This is a genomic window from Bradyrhizobium sp. HKCCYLS3077 (assembly GCF_051167555.1).
GTDB lineage: Bacteria > Pseudomonadota > Alphaproteobacteria > Rhizobiales > Xanthobacteraceae > Bradyrhizobium.
In genome coordinates this window covers 371,084-394,099 of the sequence record NZ_JBNPTH010000008.1, presented here as the reverse complement: position 1 = coordinate 394,099, position 23,016 = coordinate 371,084, and the positions used below count along the sequence as shown (strand labels likewise).

At 67.1% G+C, this 23,016-nt stretch carries 18 protein-coding genes and 1 tRNA gene; 3 read left to right on the top strand and 16 right to left on the bottom strand.

Annotated features, from left to right (window positions below; translation table 11 throughout):
* Window positions 1-4: 4 nt before the first annotated feature.
* The 8 genes from ACQR0Z_RS30205 to ACQR0Z_RS30170 form a co-directional block, all read right to left on the bottom strand.
* Window positions 5-634, bottom strand: coding sequence for a Maf-like protein (locus tag ACQR0Z_RS30205; RefSeq protein WP_006613056.1), 630 nt, complete (start codon window positions 632-634; stop codon window positions 5-7).
* Window positions 635-814: 180 nt separating this feature from the next.
* The gene (locus ACQR0Z_RS30200) at window positions 815-1,285 is read right to left on the bottom strand and encodes a low molecular weight phosphatase family protein (RefSeq protein WP_434859697.1); all 471 of its coding nucleotides are present in this window, start codon (window positions 1,283-1,285) and stop codon (window positions 815-817) included.
* Between the two features lie 54 nt (window positions 1,286-1,339).
* Window positions 1,340-1,846 carry a UPF0262 family protein gene (locus ACQR0Z_RS30195; protein WP_015663966.1) on the bottom strand — a complete coding sequence of 169 codons (507 nt, stop codon included), beginning with the start codon at window positions 1,844-1,846 and terminating at the stop codon, window positions 1,340-1,342.
* A complete protein-coding gene (gene hisD / locus ACQR0Z_RS30190; protein WP_434921030.1) occupies window positions 1,843-3,138 on the bottom strand; it encodes a histidinol dehydrogenase in 1,296 nt (431 codons plus the stop codon). The genes ACQR0Z_RS30195 and hisD overlap by 4 nt, the downstream gene beginning before the upstream one ends.
* Window positions 3,139-3,225: 87 nt before the next feature.
* Entirely contained in the window at window positions 3,226-3,669 is a 444-nt protein-coding gene (locus tag ACQR0Z_RS30185) for a DUF2948 family protein (RefSeq protein WP_434921029.1), read from the bottom strand.
* 18 nt (window positions 3,670-3,687) lie between these two features.
* Complete coding sequence (gene murA / locus ACQR0Z_RS30180) at window positions 3,688-4,977, bottom strand: UDP-N-acetylglucosamine 1-carboxyvinyltransferase (protein ID WP_434859694.1); 1,290 nt, start codon at window positions 4,975-4,977, stop codon at window positions 3,688-3,690.
* Window positions 4,978-5,111: 134 nt separating this feature from the next.
* Window positions 5,112-6,830, bottom strand: coding sequence for an FAD-dependent oxidoreductase (locus ACQR0Z_RS30175; RefSeq protein ID WP_434921028.1), 1,719 nt, complete (start codon window positions 6,828-6,830; stop codon window positions 5,112-5,114).
* Between the two features lie 22 nt (window positions 6,831-6,852).
* Window positions 6,853-7,032: a hypothetical protein gene (locus ACQR0Z_RS30170; protein ID WP_434921027.1), complete on the bottom strand. Its 180-nt coding sequence runs from the start codon at window positions 7,030-7,032 to the stop codon at window positions 6,853-6,855.
* A gap of 454 nt (window positions 7,033-7,486) precedes the next feature.
* Between ACQR0Z_RS30170 and ACQR0Z_RS30165 the strand changes: the two genes are divergently transcribed.
* Window positions 7,487-7,561: transfer RNA gene (locus tag ACQR0Z_RS30165), tRNA-Thr, on the top strand.
* Between the two features lie 385 nt (window positions 7,562-7,946).
* Here ACQR0Z_RS30165 and poxB read toward each other — a convergent pair.
* Complete coding sequence (gene poxB / locus ACQR0Z_RS30160) at window positions 7,947-9,677, bottom strand: ubiquinone-dependent pyruvate dehydrogenase (protein WP_434878930.1); 1,731 nt, start codon at window positions 9,675-9,677, stop codon at window positions 7,947-7,949.
* A gap of 739 nt (window positions 9,678-10,416) precedes the next feature.
* Between poxB and ACQR0Z_RS30155 the strand changes: the two genes are divergently transcribed.
* Complete coding sequence (locus ACQR0Z_RS30155; protein ID WP_434921026.1) at window positions 10,417-10,980, top strand: hypothetical protein; 564 nt, start codon at window positions 10,417-10,419, stop codon at window positions 10,978-10,980.
* A 726-nt stretch (window positions 10,981-11,706) separates the two neighbouring features.
* Here ACQR0Z_RS30155 and ACQR0Z_RS30150 read toward each other — a convergent pair.
* The gene (locus tag ACQR0Z_RS30150; protein WP_434921025.1) at window positions 11,707-12,435 is read right to left on the bottom strand and encodes an SDR family oxidoreductase; all 729 of its coding nucleotides are present in this window, start codon (window positions 12,433-12,435) and stop codon (window positions 11,707-11,709) included.
* A gap of 146 nt (window positions 12,436-12,581) precedes the next feature.
* Between ACQR0Z_RS30150 and ACQR0Z_RS30145 the strand changes: the two genes are divergently transcribed.
* Window positions 12,582-14,201, top strand: a complete 1,620-nt coding sequence (locus ACQR0Z_RS30145; RefSeq protein WP_434921024.1) for an ABC transporter substrate-binding protein — start codon at window positions 12,582-12,584, stop codon at window positions 14,199-14,201.
* A gap of 17 nt (window positions 14,202-14,218) precedes the next feature.
* Here the strand turns inward: ACQR0Z_RS30145 and ACQR0Z_RS30140 are convergent, their stop codons facing one another.
* The 6 genes from ACQR0Z_RS30140 to ACQR0Z_RS30115 form a co-directional block, all read right to left on the bottom strand.
* Window positions 14,219-14,992, bottom strand: coding sequence for an SDR family NAD(P)-dependent oxidoreductase (locus ACQR0Z_RS30140; RefSeq protein ID WP_434878934.1), 774 nt, complete (start codon window positions 14,990-14,992; stop codon window positions 14,219-14,221).
* Window positions 14,993-15,227: 235 nt separating this feature from the next.
* Entirely contained in the window at window positions 15,228-16,370 is a 1,143-nt protein-coding gene (gene pimD, locus ACQR0Z_RS30135; RefSeq protein WP_434921023.1) for a pimeloyl-CoA dehydrogenase small subunit, read from the bottom strand.
* A gap of 145 nt (window positions 16,371-16,515) precedes the next feature.
* The gene (pimC, locus tag ACQR0Z_RS30130; protein ID WP_434921022.1) at window positions 16,516-17,706 is read right to left on the bottom strand and encodes a pimeloyl-CoA dehydrogenase large subunit; all 1,191 of its coding nucleotides are present in this window, start codon (window positions 17,704-17,706) and stop codon (window positions 16,516-16,518) included.
* A 144-nt stretch (window positions 17,707-17,850) separates the two neighbouring features.
* Entirely contained in the window at window positions 17,851-19,038 is a 1,188-nt protein-coding gene (locus tag ACQR0Z_RS30125; protein WP_434878937.1) for an acetyl-CoA C-acyltransferase, read from the bottom strand.
* Between the two features lie 19 nt (window positions 19,039-19,057).
* Window positions 19,058-20,722 (bottom strand): dicarboxylate--CoA ligase PimA, encoded by a 1,665-nt coding sequence (pimA, locus tag ACQR0Z_RS30120; RefSeq protein WP_434921021.1) that lies wholly within the window; start codon window positions 20,720-20,722, stop codon window positions 19,058-19,060.
* A 180-nt stretch (window positions 20,723-20,902) separates the two neighbouring features.
* A complete protein-coding gene (locus ACQR0Z_RS30115; protein WP_434921020.1) occupies window positions 20,903-22,996 on the bottom strand; it encodes a 3-hydroxyacyl-CoA dehydrogenase NAD-binding domain-containing protein in 2,094 nt (697 codons plus the stop codon).
* Between the last annotated feature and the right edge of the window lie 20 nt (window positions 22,997-23,016).

The window sequence follows — 23,016 nt, the reverse complement described above, 5'->3', positions numbered from 1 at the left end:
GCGATTACACCCCGACGGTGTTGAGCCAGCCGAAGCGGATCGGAAAGCCCTCGCCGGCGAGCAGGGTCGTGGTCTCGTACAGCGGCAGGCCGACGACGTTGGTGTAGGAGCCGACCATCTTGACCACGAACGAGCCGGCGATGCCCTGCACGGCGTAGCCGCCGGCCTTCCCGCGCCATTCGCCGGAGCCGATATAGGCCTGGATGTCGTCCTCGCTGAGCCGCTTGAAGCGGACGCGGGTCTCGACCAGGCGCTGGCGGAACGCCTCCTTCGGCGTCACCAGGGTGATCGCGGTATAGACGCGGTGGTTGCGGCCCGACAGCAGGCGCAGGCACTGCGAGGCCTCGTCGACCAGATTGGCCTTGGGCAGGATGCGGCGCCCGACCGCCACGACGGTGTCGGCGGAGATGATGAAGGCGCCGCGCAGCTCGTCGTCGAGCTGGACGGATTTCAGCGCCGCATCGGCCTTGGCGCGCGCCAGGCGGTTGGCGCAGGCGCGCGGCAGCTCGCCGCGCTTCGGCGTCTCGTCGACGTCGGCGGGGCGCAGCGCGTCGGGCTCGATGCCGGCCTGGTTGAGCAGCGCCAGACGCCGCGGCGAACCGGATGCAAGAACGATTTTGGGACGGCCGAGCATGCTGATTTCGCTAGGGGATTCGGAAGCGGCGGGGCGTGCGCGCGGAACCTATCGGAAGGGCTGTCATTCCACAACCCGAAGGGTGCGACAAGCTGCGACAGGCCTGCTCTAAGCGCTTCGTTTGAGCACGGGACGACGTTGGTATTTCGGTTCGATGACACCTTGCGGGGGAACTTGGAACTACAGACCTGCCGGACCGGGCTTGGCGAAGCGCTTGCGGATGCGCGTGAACAGGCCGTCGAGGACCTCGCGATAGGCCGACAGCTTCTGCTCGCGGTTGCCGTCGGTGGTGGTGGGATCGGGCGTCGGCCAATATTCGACGTCGGCGGCGATGGTGCGGGTCAGTTCGAGGGCCTTGTGGTGCGCTTCCGGAGAGAGCGTGATGATGAGGTCGAAGTTCAGGCCCTCCCAGTCCTCGAGCTCCTCGAAGGTGGTGGGCTTGTGCTGCGAGATGTCCTGGCCGAGCTCGGCCATCACGGAGACGGCGAACGGGTCGAGCTCGCCCTTCTTGACGCCGGCGGAGCGGACGTAGAGCGCGTGCGGAAACATCTGGCGCAGCAGGCTTTCGGCCATCGGCGAGCGCACGCTGTTCTGCCCGCAGGCGAACAGCACCGCCTGCGGCTGGCGCGCGCGCGGCGGCCCCTCGGCCATGCGGCTAGGCGCCCTTGGCCGGACGGCAGGACGCGCGGAGAGGAGCGCGCGGCGTCACTGGCCCTCGCCCTTCCAGTGCAGCACCGTGATGAGGGTGAACAGCCGGCGCGAGGTCTCGAAATCGACCCGCACCTTGCCCTTGAGCCGCTCCTGCAAAGTACGCGAGCCCTCGTCATGGATGCCGCGGCGGCCCATGTCGATCGCCTCGATCTTGTCGGGCGTCGCGGTGCGGATCGCCTGGTAGTAGCTGTCGCAGATCATGAAATAGTCCTTCACGATCCGCCGGAACGGCGACAGCGACAGCAGATGCGTGACGACAGGGGTGCCGTCCTCGCGGCGGATGTCGAACATCAGCCGGTTGGCGGTAATGCCGAGATGCAGGGTGAAGGGACCGGCGCCGTCGGCGCCCTCGGGCGCGAACAGGTTCTCCTCGACGAGGTCGTAGATCGCGATCGCCCGCTCATGCTCGATGTCCGGACCGGAGCGGCCGATCGACTCCTCGTCGAGCGTCACCGCCACGATGCGATTGGTCCGGTCGTCGCCTGGCGGGTGCTGGGTCATGGCAGATTGAGGCGTATTCCCACGGAGCGTGAATGGGCGTCGAGACCCTCGGCCTTGCCCAGAGTCATCGCCGCTGGCCCCAGCGCGCGCAACTGGTCCGGACCGCATTTCAACAGCGACGTGCGCTTCATGAAGTCGAGCACGCCGAGCCCGGAGGAGAACCGCGCCGAGCGCGCGGTCGGCAGCACGTGATTGGAGCCGCCGACATAGTCGCCGATCGCCTCCGGCGTGTGCGCGCCAAGGAAGATGGCACCGGCATTGCGGACACGGGCCGCGAACGCATCGGGATCGGCGGTCATGATTTCGAGATGCTCGGCGGCGATGGCATCCGCCAGCGGCACGGCCTGGTCGAGGTTGTCGACCTCGATGATGGCGCCGAAATCGGCCCAGGACGCGCCGGCGATTTCCGCGCGGGGGAGCGTCTTGAGCTGGCCCTCGACGGCGCGAGCGACGTCGTCGGCGAGGCGGCGGCTGTCGGTGATCAAAATCGATTGCGCGCTGGCATCGTGCTCGGCCTGGGCGAGCAAATCGGCGGCGATCCAGTCGGCATTGCCGCTGTCATCGGCGATCACCAGCACCTCGGACGGGCCGGCGATCATGTCGATGCCGACCTTGCCGAACACCAGCCGCTTGGCGGCGGCGACATAGGCATTGCCGGGGCCGACGATCTTGGCGACGGGCGCGATGGTCGCGGTGCCATGCGCCAGCGCGGCCACGGCCTGGGCGCCGCCGACGCGGTAGATCTCGGAGACGCCGCCGAGATGGGCCGCGGCCAGCACCAGCGGGTTGAGCTTGCCGTCCGGCGCCGGCACCACCATCACGAGCCGGCCGACACCGGCGACCTTGGCGGGAATGGCGTTCATCAGCACCGAGGACGGATACGCCGCGGTGCCACCGGGCACATAGAGACCGGCCGATTCGATCGCGCTCCAGCGCCAGCCAAGCTCGACGCCGGCGGCATCGGTGAAGCGCTGGTCCTGCGGAAGCTGCTTGAGGTGGAACGCCTCGATGCGGTCGCGGGCGAACTTGAGTGCATCGACGGTTGCCGTGTCGCAGGCCTTCACCGCGGCTTGGATTTCATCTGGCGTGACGCGCAGCGTGGCGGCGGTCAGCTCCAGCCGGTCGAACTTGGCCGTCGCCTCGAGCAGCGCCGCATCGCCGCGCCTGGCGACGTCGTCGACGATGGCGCGGGCGGCGGCTTCGACGTCGGCGGAGGTCTCGCGCTTGGCGGCGAGAAACTGCCGAAACTGGGTGTCGAAATCGGCGTGAGCGCGGGACAGGCGAATGGGCATCTCTGGCACTTTCCGAAGGGGTGGCTGCCCCAGACCCCCTGCTCAATGGCGCGGCAGCGCGGGGCCGTCAACCCTTTGAACCGGCCCCTACCCGGTCAGCGGCGGCACGTCGTCGGAGGTGCCGAGATCGTCGGCACCGAGATCGGTCAGCTCGCATTCCAGGCATTCGACATCGAGCCGCAGCGCGCCGCCATGGGAGAACAGCAGAAGCGCGCTGCCGGCGGGCGCTTCGGTGCCCGGATGGAATTCGATGCCGATCAGCTCCAGCGCGGCATCGGGCGCGGCGAGGTCGATGCGGCGCGACTTGCAGGCGAGCACGCGGTCGAAGCGCAAGGCGGCAAGCAGGCGGCGAGGTTCGGCCTCGCCGTGCAAGGCCTGGTCCCAGTCGAGCCGGTTCATGCCGATGACCAGCCGCTTCTCGGCCTGGCGCCAGATGATGTCGGCCGGCTGCACCCGCGCATCCTGCACATGGGCGGAGATCACGGCGAGATCGTCGGTATCGAGCGCGATCAGTTTGAGCCGGTCGGTCACGACATCATTCCTTCAACCTCACTCGCGGATGCGCTCGATCGTCGCGCCGCAGGCCTGCAGCTTGTCCTCCAGCCGCTCGAAGCCGCGATCGAGATGATAGACGCGGTTGATCATGGTCTCGCCCTCCGCCGCGAGCCCGGCAATCACCAGCGAGACCGAGGCGCGCAGATCGGTGGCCATCACGGGCGCGCCGCGCAGGGTCGAGATGCCCTCGATCCGCGCAGTCTCGCCGTCCAGACTGATACGCGCGCCGAAGCGGGCCAGTTCCTGGACGTGCATGAAACGGTTCTCGAAGATGGTCTCGGTGATGGCGGATGCGCCCTGCGCCCGCACCATCAGCGCCATCAGCTGGGCCTGGAGATCGGTGGGGAAGCCGGGAAACGGCGCGGTGGTGACCTGCACCGGGCGGATGCCGTGGCCGTTGCGGACGACGCGGATGCCCTCGGCGTCGCTGGAGATCTCGGCGCCCGCCTCGGCCAGCACATCGAGCGCCGATTGCAGCAGCTCCGGCCGCGCGCCGGCGAGATGGACATCGCCGCCGGTCATCGCGGTGGCGATCGCGTAGGTGCCGGCTTCGATACGGTCAGGCAGCACCGTATGCCGCGCGCCGTGCAGAGACGCCACGCCCTCGATCTCGATCACAGGCGTGCCAGCGCCGGTGATGCGCGCGCCCATCTTGTTGAGGCAGTCGGCGAGATCGGTGATCTCCGGCTCGCAGGCCGCGTTGGTGATGATTGTCGTACCCCTGGCGAGCGCCGCAGCCATGACCGCGACATGGGTGCCGCCGACGGTGACCTTGGGAAAATCGATCGTGCCGCCGCGCAGGCCGCCCGGGGCCTTGGCGACGACATAGCCGGCGTCGATCTCGATGCTGGCGCCGAGCTTCTCGAGCGCCATGATCAGAAGATCCACCGGCCGCGTGCCGATGGCGCAGCCGCCGGGCAAGGACACCCGCGCCTCGTGCATGCGCGCGAGCAGCGGCGCGATCACCCAGAAGCTGGCGCGCATCCGCGACACCAGCTCGTACGGCGCGGTGGTGTCGATGATGTTGGCCGCCGAGATCTGCAGGGTCTGGCCCTGGTACTGGCCATCGCCCGGGCGCTTCCCGACGGACATGATATCCACGCCGTGATTGCCGAGAATGCGCTGCAGCTGCGCGACGTCGGCCAGGCGGGGGACGTTGTCGAGGATCAGCGTCTCCGGCGTCAGCAGGCCCGCGATCATCAGCGGCAGGGCAGCGTTCTTCGCGCCCGAAATCGGGATGATGCCGTGAAGCGGTTTGCCGCCGACGATGCGAATGCGATCCATGCTGGTCCTATGGGAGCTGGCCGGGAAATCGGGCTGAGATGGGCGCAACAGGACCGACATTACGGCGATTTGATGAGTTCGCAACGGCAGGTCGCATCATGCAGCTCGTCATCCCCTGACCGTGCTCTCGGCGATCAGACCGGCGGCACCAGGGGATCGGCGAGAAAGCCGTGCAGCGCCGCCACCACCTGGGCGCCCTCGCCGATCGCGCCGCCGACCCGCTTGACCGAGCCGGACCGGACATCACCGACGGCAAAGACGCCGGGTACCGAGGTCTCCAGCGGCGACACCGTGCGCCCGGCGTTCTGCTCCGATTGCGCCCCCGTCACGACGAAGCCGGCACGGTCAAGCGTCACGCCGCAATCGCCTAGCCAGCCGGTCGCCGGGTCGGCGCCGACGAACAGAAACAGGTTGCTGATCTCGGCCGGCGTCTCCTCGCCCGACAGCCGGCTCTTCAACGTGATGCGCTCCAGCCCGGTCTCGGCGCCGCCGTCGAGTGCGACCACCTCGGTGTTGAACAGCAGCTCGATGTTCGGCGTCGCCTCGATGCGCTCGATCAAATAACGCGACATCGACGCGGCGAGCCCGCCGCCGCGGACGATCATCCGCACCTTCTTGACGTGCCCCGACAGAAACACCGCGGCCTGGCCGGCCGAGTTGCCGCCGCCGACCAGCGCGACCTCACGGCCCGCGCACAGCCGCGCCTCGATCGGCGAGGCCCAGTACCAGACGCCGCGGCCCTCGAACTCCTTGAGACGGGCGAGATCCGGACGCCGATAGCGCGCGCCACTGGCCACGACGATCGAGCGCGCCCGCACCTCGTCGCCGCCCTCGAGCGCCAGCACGAAGGCGCCGTTCCTGCGCTCGCAATCGAGCGCCGTCACCGACACCGGGATCATGATCTCGGCGCCGAACTTCTGCGCCTGGTTGAAGGCGCGCGCGGTCAGCGCGAGGCCGGTGATGCCGGTGGGAAAACCAAAGTAGTTCTCGATCCGCGCGCTGGCGCCGGCCTGGCCGCCGAAGGCGCGCTGATCGAGTACCGCCACCGACAGGCCCTCGGAGGCGCCGTACACGGCGGTGGCCAGCCCCGCCGGACCGCAGCCGACGACGGCGACGTCGTAGATCTTCTCGCCGCGCGGACCGCCGATCATGCCGATGGCGCGCGCGAGCTCGGTCTCGCTCGGATTGCGCAGCACGCTGCCGTCGGACACCACGACCAGCGGCAGCTCGGCCGGCGTCGGCGAATAGCGCGCGATCAGGTCGGCGGCGTCGTGATCGACCGCGGGATCGAGCAGATGGTGCGGAAAACCGTTGCGGGTGAGAAAGCTCTGCAGCCGGGCGATCGCGGCCGATTGCGGCGGGCCGATCATGACCGGGCCGCCAGCGCCGCCCTGAAGCAGATTCACCCGGCGCAGGATCAGCGCGCGCATGATTCGCTCGCCGAGTTCGGCCTCGGCGATCAGCAGCGCGCGCAGCTTGTCCGGCGGAATCAGGATGACCTCGACCTCGCCCTCGGCATGGCCGTCGACCAATGCGACGCGGCCCGAGAGCTGGGCGATCTCGGCAAGAAACTGCCCAGGCCCCTGATCGATCACCGGGGTGACATGGCCGAGGCCATCGCGCTGGGTGATCGCGACGTGGCCCTTGAGGATGACGAACATGCCGGGCCCCGGCTTGCCGGTCTCGAACAGGCAGTCGCCGTCGCGATAGGTGCGGATCTCGCCGAAGCCGCGCAGGCGTGCGATCTCGGCCGGTGTCAGCTCCGGGAAAGTCTGCTCGAAGCGGGCAAAGGTTTTCGCCAGCTCCGCTCGCTGTGCCGCTTCGGTCGCCGTCGTCCCGTCAGTCGCCGTCATCACGCTCCCCGCTTCACTCGTCTCACCGCTTCGAATCATCGGCGCTGTCGACAGGAGCGGCATCGCCCCTGTCCTTCTCGACAGCCGCCTGGCTCCGCTCCCGGCTCTGCGCCTTGCGCCGCTTCAGGTTCTCGCGCAGCGCCTGCTTCAGCCGCTCCTCGCGCACGCCCTTGGCCGCCGGCCTGCTGGTCTGATCCGTCATCCCCTTCCCCTGCGCCTTGTCGTGCGAGCTATCGCGGCTTGCGCAGCACGTGCCTCGCCCGGCTTGCGGGAGAGGACGCGCACGACCCGAGACGCGAAGATCTCCCCACCAGGCACCGGCGCTCGCCACGAGGGCACAATTGATGTTGCGGACGCGAAAGCCAAGAGGCGATGCGCCGCAGACGGTAAGTTCCGCTGCCGGCTGCGTCGCCTGCCCGGATGGGGAGTTGCCGAGACACCACGTTCATTCCGCCTGTTACGGCGGCCACGAGCGAGAATCCCGGCCTGAACCGGCTGTTTCGGATCGATTCGGGCCTCCGCCGCGCCGATTCGGCGAAAAGCATCTGCGTCTTTCCCCGAAAACCGGGCGAGCCGCGCTTGCGCATGTCCGGACCTTGTGGCAAGAACCGCCCGCGTTCGGGCGCGGCCTTCGGGCCGGCCCCCGTCGCGTTCCTGCTGCCGTAGCTCAGTGGTAGAGCACTCCCTTGGTAAGGGAGAGGTCGACAGTTCAATCCTGTCCGGCAGCACCATTGTTTTTTCCACATTCCAAGCTGCACCATCTCTGGCTTCATGGTCCGAGACGCGCCGCGTCTTGGCAGCCGTCGAAATAGCCTGGATTTGGACGCGGCGCTCCTCACCATGAGGGGCACCAGCGCAGCCAAGCCATCGAGCCGGAGTGAGCCGAGCCGTTTGCCACGCCCGCGGTGCGCTCCCTCTCCCGCTTGCGGGGGAGGGTTGGGGTGGGGGCCGCTCCGAGGGCGGTGGGTGGGGCGCCCCCACCCCGGCCCTCCCCCGCAAGCGGGAGAGGGGGAGCAGCGCGGGTGGGGCAGCAGGTTGGCCTCCGTTCGCAATCGCCTGCTGCACGAGCTCGCCGTATCTCAAGTCCTGCTCGCTCACCTTCGAATCCATCTCCCCTCATCGCGGCAACAAATTCTCCTTTGCCAGATCGATCACCTCGTCGCCGCGGCCGCTCATGACGGCGCGGATCAGCCAGACGCTGAAGCCTTTCACCTGCTCGAGGCCGATGGTCGGCGGCATCGACAGCTCCTGCTTGGCGGTGACGACATCGAGCACGGACGGACCGTCATGCGCGAGCCAGTCGGCAACCGCGCCCGGCAGCTCGCCGGGATCCTCGACACGGCAGCCGTGGATGCCCATCGCCTGCGCCATCGCGGCGAAATTTGGGTTCTCCAGATCGGTGCCGTGCTCGACGAAGCCCGACGCCTTCATCTCCAGCGCGACGAAGCCGAGCGTGCCGTTGTTGTAGATCACGACCTTCACCGGCAGCTTCATCTGCTTCAACGTGATGAGATCGCCCATCAGCATCGCGAAGCCGCCATCGCCGGACAAGGAGATCACCTGCCGCCCCGCCTGTGCGGCCTGGATGCCGATGCCTTGCGACATCGCATTGGCCATCGAGCCGTGCACCAGCGAGCCGACCAGGCGGCGGCGGCCGTTCATGGCGATGTAGCGCGCAGCCCAGATCGTCGGTGTGCCGACGTCAAAGGTGAAGACGGCATCCTCCGCGGCACTCTCGCTGATGACCCGCGTCAGATATTGCGGATGGATCGGCCGGCGGCCGGGCGTACCGGCCGCGAGATCGTCGAGCCCTTTGCGCGCCGAGGCGTAGCGCTTGAGGTTCTCGTCGAGATGGCTGCGGTCCGACTTCGCCGTGAGCTTCGGCAGCAACGCGCAAAGCGTCTCCCCGACATCGCCGACCACGCCGACATCGAGCCGCGCGCGGCGGCCGAGCTGGCTCGGCCTGATGTCGACCTGGGCGATCTTGATGTCCGTTGGAATGAACTGCTTGTAGGGAAAATCGGTGCCGAGCATCAGCAGCGTGTCGCAGCTGTGCATGGCGTGATAGCCCGAGGAGAAGCCGATGAAGCCGGTGAGGCCGACATCGTAGGGATTGTCGTACTCGACATGCTCCTTGCCGCCGAGCGCATGCACGATCGGGCTCTTCAAGGTCTCGGCGAGCTGCATCAGCTCGGCATGCGCGCCGGCGCAGCCGCGGCCGCAGAACAAAGTGACGCGCTCGCCGCCATTGAGCAGCGCCGCCAGCGCATCGAGCTCCGGCTCGGCCGGGCGCACCACGGGCTTCGGCGGCACGAGACCAATCGCCGGCGGCAGCGCGCGCTTCGGCGCAGCCTTCAGCGCGACGTCGCCGGGAATGACGATGACGGCGACGCCGCGCTCGCCGAGTGCGGCACGGATCGCATTGTCCAGCACGAACGGCATCTGCGCGGGATCGGAGATCAGCTCGCAATAGACGCTGCATTCGCGGAACAGGTTCTGCGGATGCGTCTCCTGGAAATAGCCGCCGCCGATCTCGCTCGACGGGATGTGCGCGGCGATCGCCAGGACCGGCGTGCGGCTGCGCTGCGCATCGTAGAGACCGTTGATGAGATGCAGATTGCCTGGACCGCAGGAGCCGGCGCACACCGCGAGTTGGCCGGTGATCTGCGATTCACCTGACGCTGCGAAGGCCGCGGCCTCTTCATGGCGCACATGCACCCAGTCGATGGTCTGACGAACGCGCAGCGACTCGGTCAGCCCGTTCAGGCTGTCGCCGACGACGCCGTAGATGCGCTTGACGCCGACGATCTCGAGCGTCTCGACGATCTGGTCTGCAAGAGTGGTCATGTGCTGATGAGTCCTTTGGTCACGAGAAGGGCCGCGCGCGCGGCCGAGTCGATCCTGTCGTACATTGCATGAGCCAGGCCACCCCAATCAAAACCTCGCGGTGAGCAGGAGTTCCAGATCGTGGCATGCGACGGAGACGACGACGGGAGAATGACGGCGCCCGTGATCCGGGCCATGACAGCACATCCTCGCGGCGCATCTTGCGTCCGAGCTTTGCTGCTCAATCGCCCTCTTCGAGATCGAGGGCGCAGGGAAGGCCGGGCGCTGGCCGCGCCCGTGGCCCGCCTGCCGAAAAAGAATGCAGGCGGCAGTCACCACAGGTCTGGCCGAACACACCCGGCCCTCCCTGCGCGATGGGCTTACGAATTATACGCGCTCTCCCTGGGGACCGGGCTGTCTTGCCCCCATCACCACGCGGCGCTTTCGCGCCGGCGCGGCTTGACCTCAGCGTCGGGAGGCCAGGACCACGCGACTTCTCCGTCCGCACCGAAGCTGTTCGTCCGCCCGCGAATGCGCAGCGCAACTCCGATCCGGCCATCGCATCCCATGCTCAACGCTCGTGACGACCCGCGAAGCGCCCCTCGTTGATGAGCAGGGACGGGCGGAAATGTGCAGGTGATTTGCCCGACGACACAAGGCGAATTCGTGCGGCAAACTGGCACGACGGGCAGTTTGGGCATGGCGGGTATGCGGGCGCATCTGCGCGGTCTAAGCTCCGACTGAAGATTGGGCGGCCCTCATGTCTCTGATCGATAGCTTCCTCCCGACCTATCAGTTCTCCGAGCGGCACGAGACGCGCGTCCGCTGCCCGCCCGGTGAGCTGCTCGATCTCATCCAGAACTGGGAGCCGCCGCGCGACCGCTTCTCCGAGATCGCGATGACTCTGCGGCAGTTGCCGGCGCGGCTGATGCACGCGCTTGCGCCGACGCGGCATCCGGCGCCGCGGCCGTTCAGCCTGAATAGCTTTGCGCCGCTCGGCCGCGACGGCGACCGCGCCATCGTCGGTGGGCTGATCGGGCAGTTCTGGCGCAACGATTTCGGCCTGGTGCGGATCGCGGGGCCTGACGAGTTCATCGCCTTCAATGCCCCGCGAATACCGAAGCTCGTGCTGGCGTTCATGGTCGAGCCCGACGGCGAGATGACGCGGCTCGTGACCGAGACGCGCGTGCACTGCCCGGACTGGCCTTCTTTCCTGATGTTCCTGCCGTACTGGATCGTCATCCGGCTGGCGAGCGGTCTGATCCGCCGGCGCACGCTCCGCGCGATCAAGGCGCGCGCAGAACGTAGCGCTCAGCCGACCTGACAAGCGGTCTAATGCGCGTCCAAACCGGTCCTGATTCTGGCCGGTTCGGTCCTTGCTGCGCGGCGCTCCTGCCCTATCCTGCGCGCATGACAGCAGGACATCGTCGTGCGCCCTCCCAGTCTCAAGCCCGGATGCTTTGAGCGACGAGCAGAGGCCGCTCCACGGCGCGAGCGCGCGCAACGGAGCGAGGACTGACCGCAGACACTGACATGAACCCGCATGTCTCTGCGCTCATGCGGGCTACGGGTCCGCGGGCTTTGAGACTCTGTCGACTACGTTGGCATCCGAGCTCTTCGCCGCGACGGCAGTGAGCTCCTTCTCCCCGCGTGCGGGGAGAAGGTTGGGATGAGGGGGGCCTCTACGGAAACCGCGCCCGCGGAGAGTCCCCCTCACTCGCGGCCTGTCGATGCAATCGGAGCTCTCCCGCATGCGGCAGTGTCATCGCATGAGACGATCTCAGTTTTGTGCTCGTCCCTCTCCGCGACGTGATGGCCGGGCCTGTCCCGCCTGCGCGGCCGAAGCCGATTCGGCGCGGCGAAGGTCCGGCCATCCACGTCGTCCGGCATGCTGAGAACGACGTGGATGCCCGGGACAAGCCCGGGCATGACGGAACAACTAATTGCCAGGATTGATCGTCGCGAGAGTCCAGCATCTCATATGCAATGACCCTGCCGCACGCGGGCCAAGGTGCACCGCGAGCGCCGCGCCGACGTTGATCAGAGGCGACTACAAATCGAAATTCGTCGGCAGCATCACGACGTCGCGGATGGTCATGTTGCGCGGGCGGGTCAGCATGAACAGGATCACGTCGGCGACTTCCGTGGGCTCCAGCAGGCTGCCGGACTCGCGCGCCTCCTTCAGTTTCTCCGCCGGCCAGTCGGCGATCAGCGCCGTCACCACCGGGCCCGGCGAGATCGCGCCGATGCGGATGCCATGCTTGAAGACCTGGCGGCGCGTGGTCTGGACGAAACAGTCGATCGCCCATTTCGAGGAGGCATAGACCGGCTCCCAGGGCGTCGGGTAATGCGCGGCGAGCGAGCTGGTGACGATGATGTCGCCGGCACCGCGGTCGATCATGTGCGGGAGCACGTCGCGCACGTTCTTCATCACGACGTTGACGTTGAGGGTCAGCATACGGTCGATCGCGTCCGTCTGGGCGTCGACCAGGTCGCCGCCGAGATAGCTGCCGGCATTGGCGTGGAAGATGTCGAGCCGGCCGGCGGACTGCAGCACCCGGGGCAGCAGCGTAGCGCAATCGACGGGGTCGAGCAGGTCGATGACGAGCGGGATCACGGCATCGCCGTGACGCTCGTGCAGCCGCGCCAGCGCTGCAACGTCACGATCGATCATCACGACGCGCGCGCCGGCCGCCAGCATCGCCTCGCTGCTGGCGAGCCCAATGCCCGACGCCGCGCCGGTGACGGCAGCCACCTTGCCTTCGAGTTCTGCCGCCATCGTCGCCTCCCCACCTCTGTGATTTGCCTGCGAGTCTAGCAAACGCGGCGCGCGATGTCGGGAGCAATCGGCTGTCGGCATCGGGCATCACTGGCACGCCCCTTGCCTTGCACAACGTCAATATCGCGCAAACGCCAGGGGGCCCAATGAGCAGTTCGCACTTCGACATCACGCGCCGGCACGTCATGCTTGGCGGCTTGGGCGCCGCGGGACTGAGCGCGCTGGGCCCGCGCGTCGCGCTGGCGCAGGGACGCGCCGAGACACTGCTGGTGGTGCAGGAGCTCGGGCCGAACTCGCTGGACATGCAGGGCGTCGGCTCGAACCAGACCGTCAATGGACTCGCCTGGAACTGCTACGACCGGCTGCTGAGCTATGCGGCGAAGACGCTGCCCGACGGCACCACGTCCTATGATCGCGCGACGCTGGCGCCGGAGCTCGCCGAGAGCTGGGAGGTCGCCGCCGACGGCCTATCCTGCACCTTCAAGCTGCGCAAGGACGCGACCTTCCACGACGGCACGCCGGTGACGGCGAAGGACGTCAAATGGTCGTTCGACCGCGCGGTGTCGGTCGGCGGCTTCCCGACCTTCCAGATGTCGGCGGGATCGCTGGAGAAGCCGGAGCAGTTCGTCGTCGTCGACGACCACACCTTCCGCATCGACTACATCCGCAAGGACAAGATGCTGCTGTTCAACGTCGCGGTGGTCGTGCCGTTCGTGATCAATTCGGAGCTCGCGAAGAAGAACGCGACGACCGAAGACCCATGGGCACTGGCCTGGCTGAAGAACAATGAGGCCGGCGGCGGCGCCTACAAGGTGGAGAGCTGGAAGGCCGGCACCGAGACCATTCTCAGCCGGTTCGACAATTGGAAGTGCGGACCGCTGCCGAAGATCAAGCGGATCATTGCGCGCGACATTCCCTCGGCCGGCACGCGGCGGGCGATGCTGGAGCGCGGCGATGCCGATCTCTCCAGCGGCTTCGCCCCGCGCGATTTCGATCAGCTCATCAAGGAAGGCAAGGTCAAGGTCACGGGCGTGCCGATCCCGAACGCGCTGTGGTACGTGGCGCTGAATACGGCGAAGCCGCCGTTCGACAATGTCAAGCTACGCCAGGCGATCGCCTGGGCGATGCCCTATGAGCAGATCCAGGCAAGCGCGTTCTTCGGCCGCGCGGTGCCGATGTATGGCGGCGCTTCTGAGGCGACCAAGCCGGTGTGGCCGCAGCCCTTCCCTTACGTCACCGATCTCGACAAGGCCAAGGCGCTGATGAAGGAGGCGGGTCTGGAAGGACTCGAGACGACGCTGTCGCTGGATGCCGGCACGGCCACCGTCGGCGAGCCCACGGCGATCCTGATCCAGGAGAACCTCGCCAAGATCGGCATCAAGGCGGCCATCGACAAGATCCCGGGCGCAAACTGGCGGACGACCTTGAACAAGAAGGAGCTGCCGATGGCGCTCAACCGCTTCTCAGGCTGGCTCGATTATCCCGAATACTACTTCTATTGGAATTTCCACGGCCGCAATTCGATCTTCAACATCTCGTCCTACCAGAGCAAGGAGATGGACGCGCTGATCGACAAGGCGCGCTTCACCGAAGACGCCGCGGAGTACGAGGCGACGGTGAAGGCCTTCATCACGCTGTGCATGCGCGAGGTGCCGGTGGTGCCGCTGAACCAGCCGATCCACGACGTCGCGATGCAGAAGCCGGTGAGCGGCTATGAGTTCTGGTTCCACCGCGAGCCGGACTACCGGCAGTTCGTCAAGGGCTAGCGCTCGAGCGGCGGCGGCTACACCGCCGCCGTCGTGACGCCGCCATCGACCACGATGGTCTGGCCGGTCATGAAGGTCGAGGCATCCGAGGCGAGATAGGCGACCGCGCCGGCGATCTCGTGCGGCTCGCCGATGCGCCGCAGCGGCGTGGTGGCGCAGCGCTGCTTCAGCCGGGCTTCGTCCTCCCACAGCGCGCGGGCGAAATCAGTCTTGACCAGGCCCGGCGCAACGCAATTGACGCGCACGCCCTGCGGGCCCCATTCGCCGGCGAGGCTGCGGCACAGCGAGAAGTCGGCGGCCTTGGAGATGCCGTAGGCGCCGATCACGGTCGAGCCGCGCAGGCCGCCGATCGAGGAGACGATCACGACCGAGCCTTTCCCGCGCGCGGCCATCGGCGGGATCGCCTTGGCGCAGAGCCACAGGTTGCTCTTGACGTTCGAGCCCATGATCTTGTCGAAGGCCTCGTCGGTGATGTCGAGCAGCGGTCCGTAATACGGGTTCACCGCGGCGTTGCAGACGAGGATGTCGACCTGGCCGTAATGCTTCACGGCGCCATCGATCAGCGCGTCGACCTCAGGCCTGCGCGAGATGTTGCAGGGAATCACATGCGCATCGCCGCCATTGGCGCGGATGCCGGCCGCGACCTCCTCGCAGGCGTCGGCCTTGCGGCTGGAGATCACGACCTTGGCGCCGAGTTGCGCGAGCAATTCAGCCGAGGCACGGCCGATGCCGCGGCTCGAGCCGGTGATCACGGCGACCTGGCCGGCAAGGTTGAAGGGATTGGGGGTCATGGCTCGTTCCTCCGCGTCATTGCGAGGAGCGAAGCGACGAAGCAATCCAGGGCAACGCATGACGCCCTGGATTGCTTCGCTTCGCTCGCAATGACGGCTCAAAAATCAAACCGCATCGGAGCCAAGCCAGCGTAGGCACCGAAGAGCCTCAGATCGTCATACGCGGGCTTGACCCGCGCATCCATCATTCGAAGGCGATGGGTTGCCGGGTCAAGCCCGGCAACGACGCATCCTGTTAGATCAGCCCACCGGCCTCGCTGACGCGGCGCATGTGGTAGTCGGTGTCGCCGAAGGTCAGCTCGATCATCGACAGGCGCTTGAAGTAGTGGCCGATCTTGGCCTCCATCGTCATGCCGATGCCGCCGTGCAGCTGGATCGACTGCTGGCCGACGAACTTGCCGGACTTGCCGATCTGCACCTTCGCGGCGGCGATCGAGGTGGCGCGTTCCTTGGCGTCGTCGAAGTCGGCGGCCATGGTGGCGAACATCGACATCGAGCGGGCCTGCTCCAGCGCCACGAACATGTCGGACGCGCGGTGCTGCAGCGACTGGAACGAGCCGATCGCGACGCCGAACTGCTTGCGGGTCTTGATGTACTCGACCGTGGTCTTGAGCGACTCGTCCATCAGGCCGACCGCCTCCGCGCACAGCGCGATGCGGGCCTCGTCGACGACGCGCTCGATCAGCGGCAGCGCATTGGCGGGATCGCCGATCGCGGCGTCAGCGCCGACCTCGACGCCGGTGAAGGTGATGTCGGCGGCGTACAGGCCGTCCTGGGTCGGGTAGCCCTTGCGGGTGACGCCCTTGGCGTCGGCCGGCACGATGAACACGCCGATGCCGGACTTGTCGCGCTGGCCGCCGGAGGTGCGCGCGGTGACGATCAGCGTGTCGGCGTTCTCGCCGTTGAGCACGACGAACTTCTCGCCGTCGATGACCCAGCCGTCGCCCTTCTTCTTGGCCGAGGTGGCAACATCGAACAGGTCGTAGCGCGACTGCTTCTCGAGCTGGGCGAAGGCGAAGGTCTTGCTGCCGTCGATGATGCCCGGCAGATGGGCGGCCTTCTGCGCCGCCGAGCCGGCGTGGCGGAGGAAGCCGCCCGACAGCACCACGGTCGCGAGATAGGGCTCGAGCACCAGCGCGCGGCCCATTGCTTCCATCACGATCATGGTCTCGACGCCGCCGGCGCCGAAGCCGCCGTCTTCCTCCGAGAACGGCAGGCCGAGCAGGCCCTGCTCGGCGAGCTTCGACCAGATCGCCTGGCTCCAGCCGCCCTTCTCCTTCATGTACAGCTTGCGCTTGTCGAAATCGTAGGCATCCGCCAGCAGGCCGTCGATGCTGTCCTTGAGGAGACGCTGCTCCTCGGTGAGATCAAAATCCATTGGTTGACTCTCCAGTATCCCCATTCTCCGTCATGCCCGCGCTCGTCGCGGGCATCCACGTCATGCCCGCCCGGGGCTGCGCGTGGATGGCCGGGTCAAGCCCGGCCATGACGGTGTGCGTTGTCGAGGCGCTGCGGCTCACAGGTCAGAGCCCCAGCACCGCCTTGGCGATGATGTTGCGCTGGATCTCGTTGGAGCCGCCGTAGATCGAGACCTTGCGGTTGTTGAAGTAGCTCGGCGCGATCTGGGCGGTCCAATCCATGGTCTCGTTGCTGTCGTCGTCGCCATGGACGTCGTAGGGCGCGGCGAACGGGCCGATGACTTCCATCAGCAGTTCGGTCGTGGTCTGCTGGATTTCGGAGCCCTTGATCTTCAGCACCGAGGACGCCGGGTTGGGCTTGCCCTTGCCGTGCTTGCCCTCGTCGGCGACGACGCGCAGCTGGGTCAGCTCCAGCGCCTTCAGCTCGACCTCGCAGGCCGTCAGCTTCTCGCGGAACGACGGATCCTCCAGCACCGGACGGCCGCCGGCTTCGACCTTGGCGGCGAGCTCCTTGATGCGGCGGATGCGCTCCTTGGAGACGCCGACGCGGGCAATCCCCGTGCGCTCATTGCCGAGCAGGAACTTGGCGTAGTCCCAGCCCTTGTTCTCCTCGCCGATCAGGTTCTCGATGGGCACCTCGACGTCGTCGAAGAACACCTCGTTGACCTCGCGGCCGCCGTCGATGGTCTGGATCGGTCGCACCGTGACGCCCTTCGACTTCATGCTGAAGACGATGAAGGAGATGCCCATCTGCTTCTTGGCAGAGGGATCGGTGCGGCACAGGCAGAAGATCATGTCGGCGTGCTGGGCGAGCGTCGTCCAGGTCTTCTGGCCGTTGATGATCCACTTGTCGCCGCGACGTTCAGCCTTGGTCTTGAGCGAGGCGAGGTCGGAGCCCGAGCCCGGCTCGGAGAAGCCCTGGCACCACCAGTCGTCGACATTGGCGATGCGCGGCAGGTACTTCTTCTTCTGCTCCTCATTGCCGAAGGTGTAGATGACCGGGCCAACCATGCTGACGCCGAAGGCGAGCGGCTGCGGCGCCGGATAGGCCTGCAGCTCCTCGTTGAAGATGTAGTGCTGCACCGAGCTCCAGCCGGTGCCACCATATTCCGTCGGCCAGTGCGAGACGCCCCAGCCCTTCTTGTTGAGGATGCGCCACCAGGTCACCATCTCGTCCTTCGACAGATGCCGGCCCTCGACCATCTTCCGGCGCGTCTCCGCGGGCACGTTGTCCCTGAAGAACTGCCGCACTTCCTCGCGGAACGCCTGCTCTTCCTTGGTAAATGCAAGATCCATTGGATCCTCCCGTGTCTAGTTTATCCATCGACAAATCGAGCTGTCATTCCGGGGCGCCTCGAAGAGGCGAACCCGGAATCCATAACCACGATGGTGAGTATGGATTCCGGGCTCGCGCTCCGCGCGCCCCGGAATGACGAAGACTTACTGCAGCACCTCGAACAGGCCGGCGGCGCCCATGCCGCCGCCGACGCACATGGTGACGACGGCGTATTTGGCCTTGCGGCGACGGCCTTCGATCAGCGCGTGGCCAGTGAGGCGCGCGCCCGACATGCCGTAGGGATGGCCGACCGAGATCGCGCCGCCATTGACGTTGATCTTGTCGGGGTCGATGCCGAGCTTGTCGCGGCAATACAGCACCTGCACCGCGAACGCCTCGTTCAGCTCCCACAGGCCGATGTCGTCGACCGTGAGGCCATGGCGCTTCAGCAGGCGCGGCACGGCGAACACCGGGCCGATGCCCATCTCGTCGGGCTCGCAGCCATGCGCGACGAAGCCGCGGAAGATACCGAGCGGCTGCAGGCCGCGCTTGGCGGCTTCCTTGTCGCTCATGATCACCGAGGCCGAGGCGCCGTCGGACAGCTGGCTGGCATTGCCGGCGGTGATGGTGAAGCCGTCGCCGCGCACGGCCTTGAGCCCGGCGAGACCTTCGGCGGTCGTCTCAGGACGCGGGCCCTCGTCCTGCGACAGGGTGATGTCCTTGAACGAGATGTTGCCGGTGGCCTTGTCGGTCACCGCCATCTTGGTCGAGATCGGCGCCAGCTCCTCGCTAAACTTGCCGCCCTGCTGCGCGGCGGCGGTGCGGCGCTGGCTCTCCAGCGCGTATTCGTCCTGGCGCTCGCGCGAGATGCCGTAGCGCTTGGCGACGACCTCGGCGGTGTCGATCATCGGCATGTAGACGTCGCCCTTGATCTCGAGCAGCGCCGGGTCGGTGGCCTGGAAGGCATTCATCTTGTCGTTCTGGACCAGCGAGATCGACTCGCCGCCGCCGCCGACCGCGATCTCGACGCCGTCGAAGATCACCGAGCGCGCCGCGAGCGCGATGGCCTGCAGGCCCGAGGCGCACTGGCGATCGATGGTGGTGCCGCCGACCGACACCGGCAGGCCGGCGCGAAGCAGCGCCTTGCGCGCGATGTTGCCGCCGGTCGAGCCCTGCTGCAGGGCCGCGCCCATCACGACGTCCTCGACCTCGGCCGGATCGATCTTGGCGCGCTTGACGGCCTCGCCGATGGCGTGACCGAGCAAGGTGGCGCCGCCGGTGGCGTTGAGCGCGCCGCGATAGGCCTTGCCGATCGGCGTGCGGGCGGTGGAAACGATGACGGCATCGGTCATGGGCGACCTCCTGTTGTTGTTACGCTTGTTTGCTGTGAGATGTTGATGATTGCTGCTGGCGCAATTCGTGACGCGACAATTTTCCGACCGGCGTGCGCGGCAGTTCGTCGACGAACTCGACGGCCGCCGGCAATTCGTGCTTGCCGAGCTTGCCGGTCAGGAAGTCGCGCAGCTCCTCGACCGGGAACGGCGCAAAGCCGTCGCGCAGCTTGATGAAGGCCTTCGCGGCTTCGCCGCGATAGGCGTCGGGAATGCCGATCACGATCACTTCCTGCACGGCGGGATGGGTGTAGATCGCCTGCTCGATCATCTGCGGATAGACGTTGAAGCCGCCGGAGATGATCATGTCCTTCTTGCGGTCGACCAGGAAGTAGAAGCCGTCGGCGTCGACATAGCCGATGTCGCCGGTCAGGAAATGATCGCCGACGAAGGACTGCGCCGATTCCTCCGGCCTGTTCCAATAGCCGCTGGTGACGTTCGGCCCCTTGACGCGGATCTCGCCGACCTCGTTGACCCCGAGCACCTTGGAGGGGTCTTCGAGCGACACGACATCCATCTCGATGCCCGGCAGCGCGATGCCGATCGAGCCCGGCTTGTCCGGCCCCTCCTTCGGATGGCTGGTGCCGGGCGAGCAGGTCTCGGTCATGCCCCAGCCGCTCTTCAGCTTCATGCCGACGCGCCGCTCCAGGATGCGCGCGACCTCCACCGGCAGCGGCGCGCCGCCGGAGCCGACGCTGGTCAGCGACGACAGGTCGCGTTTGTCGAGATCGGGCAGGTTGGCGATCGCGATCCACATCGTCGGCACACCCGGGAAATAGGTCGCGCGCTTCACCTCGATGTCGCGCATGACAGCCTCGACGTCGAAACGCTGATGCAGCGAGACCAGGGTGCCGATGCGCAGCGCGGTCAATAACACCACGCTCAGCGCATAGATGTGGAACAGCGGCAGCACGCAGATGACGCGATCGGCGCCATCGTGGTGCGGCCGGGTGGCGCGGCTCCAGATCTCGATGATCGAGACCGCGGAGGTGAGGTTGCCATGCGTCAGCATCGCGCCCTTGGGCAGGCCGGTGGTGCCGCCGGTATATTGCAGCAACGCGATGTCGTCGGGCGAGATGTCAGGCCAGGCGGCGGGCGCCACCGCGCCGTCGACGAAGGCACGATGCGTCGTGATCGCGGGGTTGTCGGGCAGCGGCGTCTGCGGCGTGCGGACCTTGCCCCAATCATCATCCTCGCAGACGATCAAATGGTCGAGCAGGCCCTTCGCCAGGAACTTCAGCGCCATCGGCAGCAGCGCCGACAGGTTCGACGTCACCAGGATGCGCGCGCCGGAGTCGCTGAGCTTGTGCGACAGCGCGATCTCACCGTCGAGCGGCGACAGATGCACGACCCGGGCGCCGGCTTTCAGCGCGCCGAAGAAATTGATCGGATGGTCCGGCGTGTTGCTGAGGAACAGCGCGATCGAGGCTCCCTTGCCGAAGCCGGCGCGGAGAAACGCCGCGGCCGCCTGATCGACGTGGCCGGCGAGCTGATTGAAGCTGATCGGTCGATCACGAAACTCCAGCGCATGGCGATCGCCGAAATCGCTCACGGACTTCGCCAGCAGATCCGGCAAGGTGCCGCGCGCGATCGGCGCGTCCCAGCGGACGCCTTCGGGATAGAACTGTTCGCCGGGATGGGTCATGCAAGCTCGACTTCCGTTGGCGTAAGGCGGCCCCACTCTTTCCGTTCCCTCCCCCCTTGTGGGGGAGGGGCAGGGAGGGGGGTGGCCCCGGGCGAGACTGCCGTTGTGGCCCCCCCCCCCGACCCCTCCCCGCAAGGGGGAGGGGAGTAGACTGGCGCGTGGAGCGGCAGTCGGGCGTCCTCAAGCGGCCTTCCCCTGCGCAAGCGAGGCGAAGGTCTTGCCCTCGTCCGCGAGCTTCTTCAGCAGCGGCGCCGGCTCCAGCGACGGATCATTCGTCTCCTTCGCGTAGAACGCCAGCCGCTCGGCGATGTGCTTCAGGCCGACGCTGTCGGCCCAGTACATCGGGCCGCCGCGATAGATCGGCCAGCCATAGCCGTACAGCCAGACGACATCGATATCCGACGGACGCGCCGCGATGCCCTCGGCGAGGATCTTCGCGCCCTCGTTGATCATCGGATACATCATGCGCTCGAGAATCTCCTCGTCGCTCACCGTGCGGCGCTTGAGGCCGAGCTTTGCGAGCGTCTCGTCGATCAGCTTCTCGACATCCGGATCCGGCAGCGGCGCGCGGGAGCCGGCCTCGTATTTGTAGTAGCCCTTGCCGGTCTTCTGGCCGAAGCGGCCGGCTTCGCACAGCGCATCCGCGATCTCGCTCTTGATGCCCCGGTCCTTGCGCGAGCGCCAGCCGATGTCCAGGCCGGCGAGGTCGCCCATCGCGAACGGGCCCATCGGCATGCCGAACTTGGTGACGACGGCATCGACCTGCTGCGGCAGCGCACCTTCGAACAGCAGCTTCTCGGCCTGCTTGCCGCGCTGCGCCAGCATGCGGTTGCCGACGAAGCCGTCGCAGACGCCGACCACCGCCGGCACCTTGGCGATCTTGCGCGCGATCGCCACGGCGGTGACCAGTGCGTCCGGCGCGGTCTTCTCGGCGCGCACGATCTCGCACAGCTTCATGACGTTGGCCGGCGAGAAGAAGTGCATGCCGAGCACGTCCTGCGGACGGCTGGTCTCGGCGGCGATGGCGTCGATGTTCAGATAGGAGGTGTTGGAGGCGAGCACCGCGCCCGGCTTGGCATATTGGTCGAGCTTGCCGAACACTTCCTTCTTCACGGCCATGGTCTCGAACACCGCCTCGATGACGAGGTCGGCGTCCTTGACGTTCTCCAGTCCGACCTTGCCGTCGATCAGCGCCATGCGCTTGGCCGGGGCATCCGCCGGGATGCCGCCGCGCGCGGCGGTCGCCTCCCAGTTCTTCTGCATGATGCCCATGCCGCGCTTGAGCTGCTCCTCGGCAGTCTCGATCAGGGTGACGGGAATACCGGCATTGGCGAACGACATCGCGATGCCGCCGCCCATGGTGCCGGCGCCGATGATGGCGACACGCTCGACCTTGCGACCCTTGGTGCCCTCGGGCACGCCCGCGATCTTGGCGGCCTCGCGCTCGGCGAAGAACGCATAGCGCTGCGCCTTCGACTGGTCGCTGGCGACGAGCTTGAGGAAACCCTCGCGCTCGCGCTTCAGACCTTCATCAAAAGGAAGGTCGATCGCGTAGCCGACCGCGTCGGCGGCTGCGAACGGCGCCTCGAGTCCGCGCGACTTCTTGGTGATCGCAGCCACAGCATTGGTGAAGATCGAGCGATCGGCCTTCGCGGCGGCAATCTTGGAATCGTCATCACGCAGCTTGCGCAGCGGGCGGTTCTCCGCCACCACCTTGCGCGCAAACTCCACGCCGCCCGACGCCGGCCCCTCGACGATCTCCTCGATCAGGCCATTCTTGTGCGCCTCGGCCGCGCTGATCGGATCGCCGCCGACGATCATCTTGACCGCGAGCTCCGGACCGACCGCACGCGGCAGGCGCTGCGTGCCGCCCGCACCCGGCAGCAGTCCGAGCTTCACCTCGGGCAGACCGAGCTTCGCCTCCTTGGTGGCGACACGATAATGACAGGCCAGCGCCACTTCGAGGCCACCGCCGAGCGCGGTGCCGTGAATCGCGGCGATCACCGGCTTCGGGCTGTTCTCGATCGTGCTGAGCACGTCGTTGAGCGCCGGCGGCTTCGGCGGCTTGCCGAATTCGGTGATATCGGCGCCCGCGATGAAGGTGCGGCCGCCACAGGTGAGGACGATGGCCTTGATCGTGGGATCGTCGATCGCCGCCTTGACGTTGTCGAGGATACCGCCACGAACTGCGGCACTCAGCGCATTGACCGGCGGACTGTCGATGGTGACGATGCCGATGATGTCTTGGCGATCAAGCTTTGCCACTTCGCTCACGCTAGGCTCCTTGGGATGTC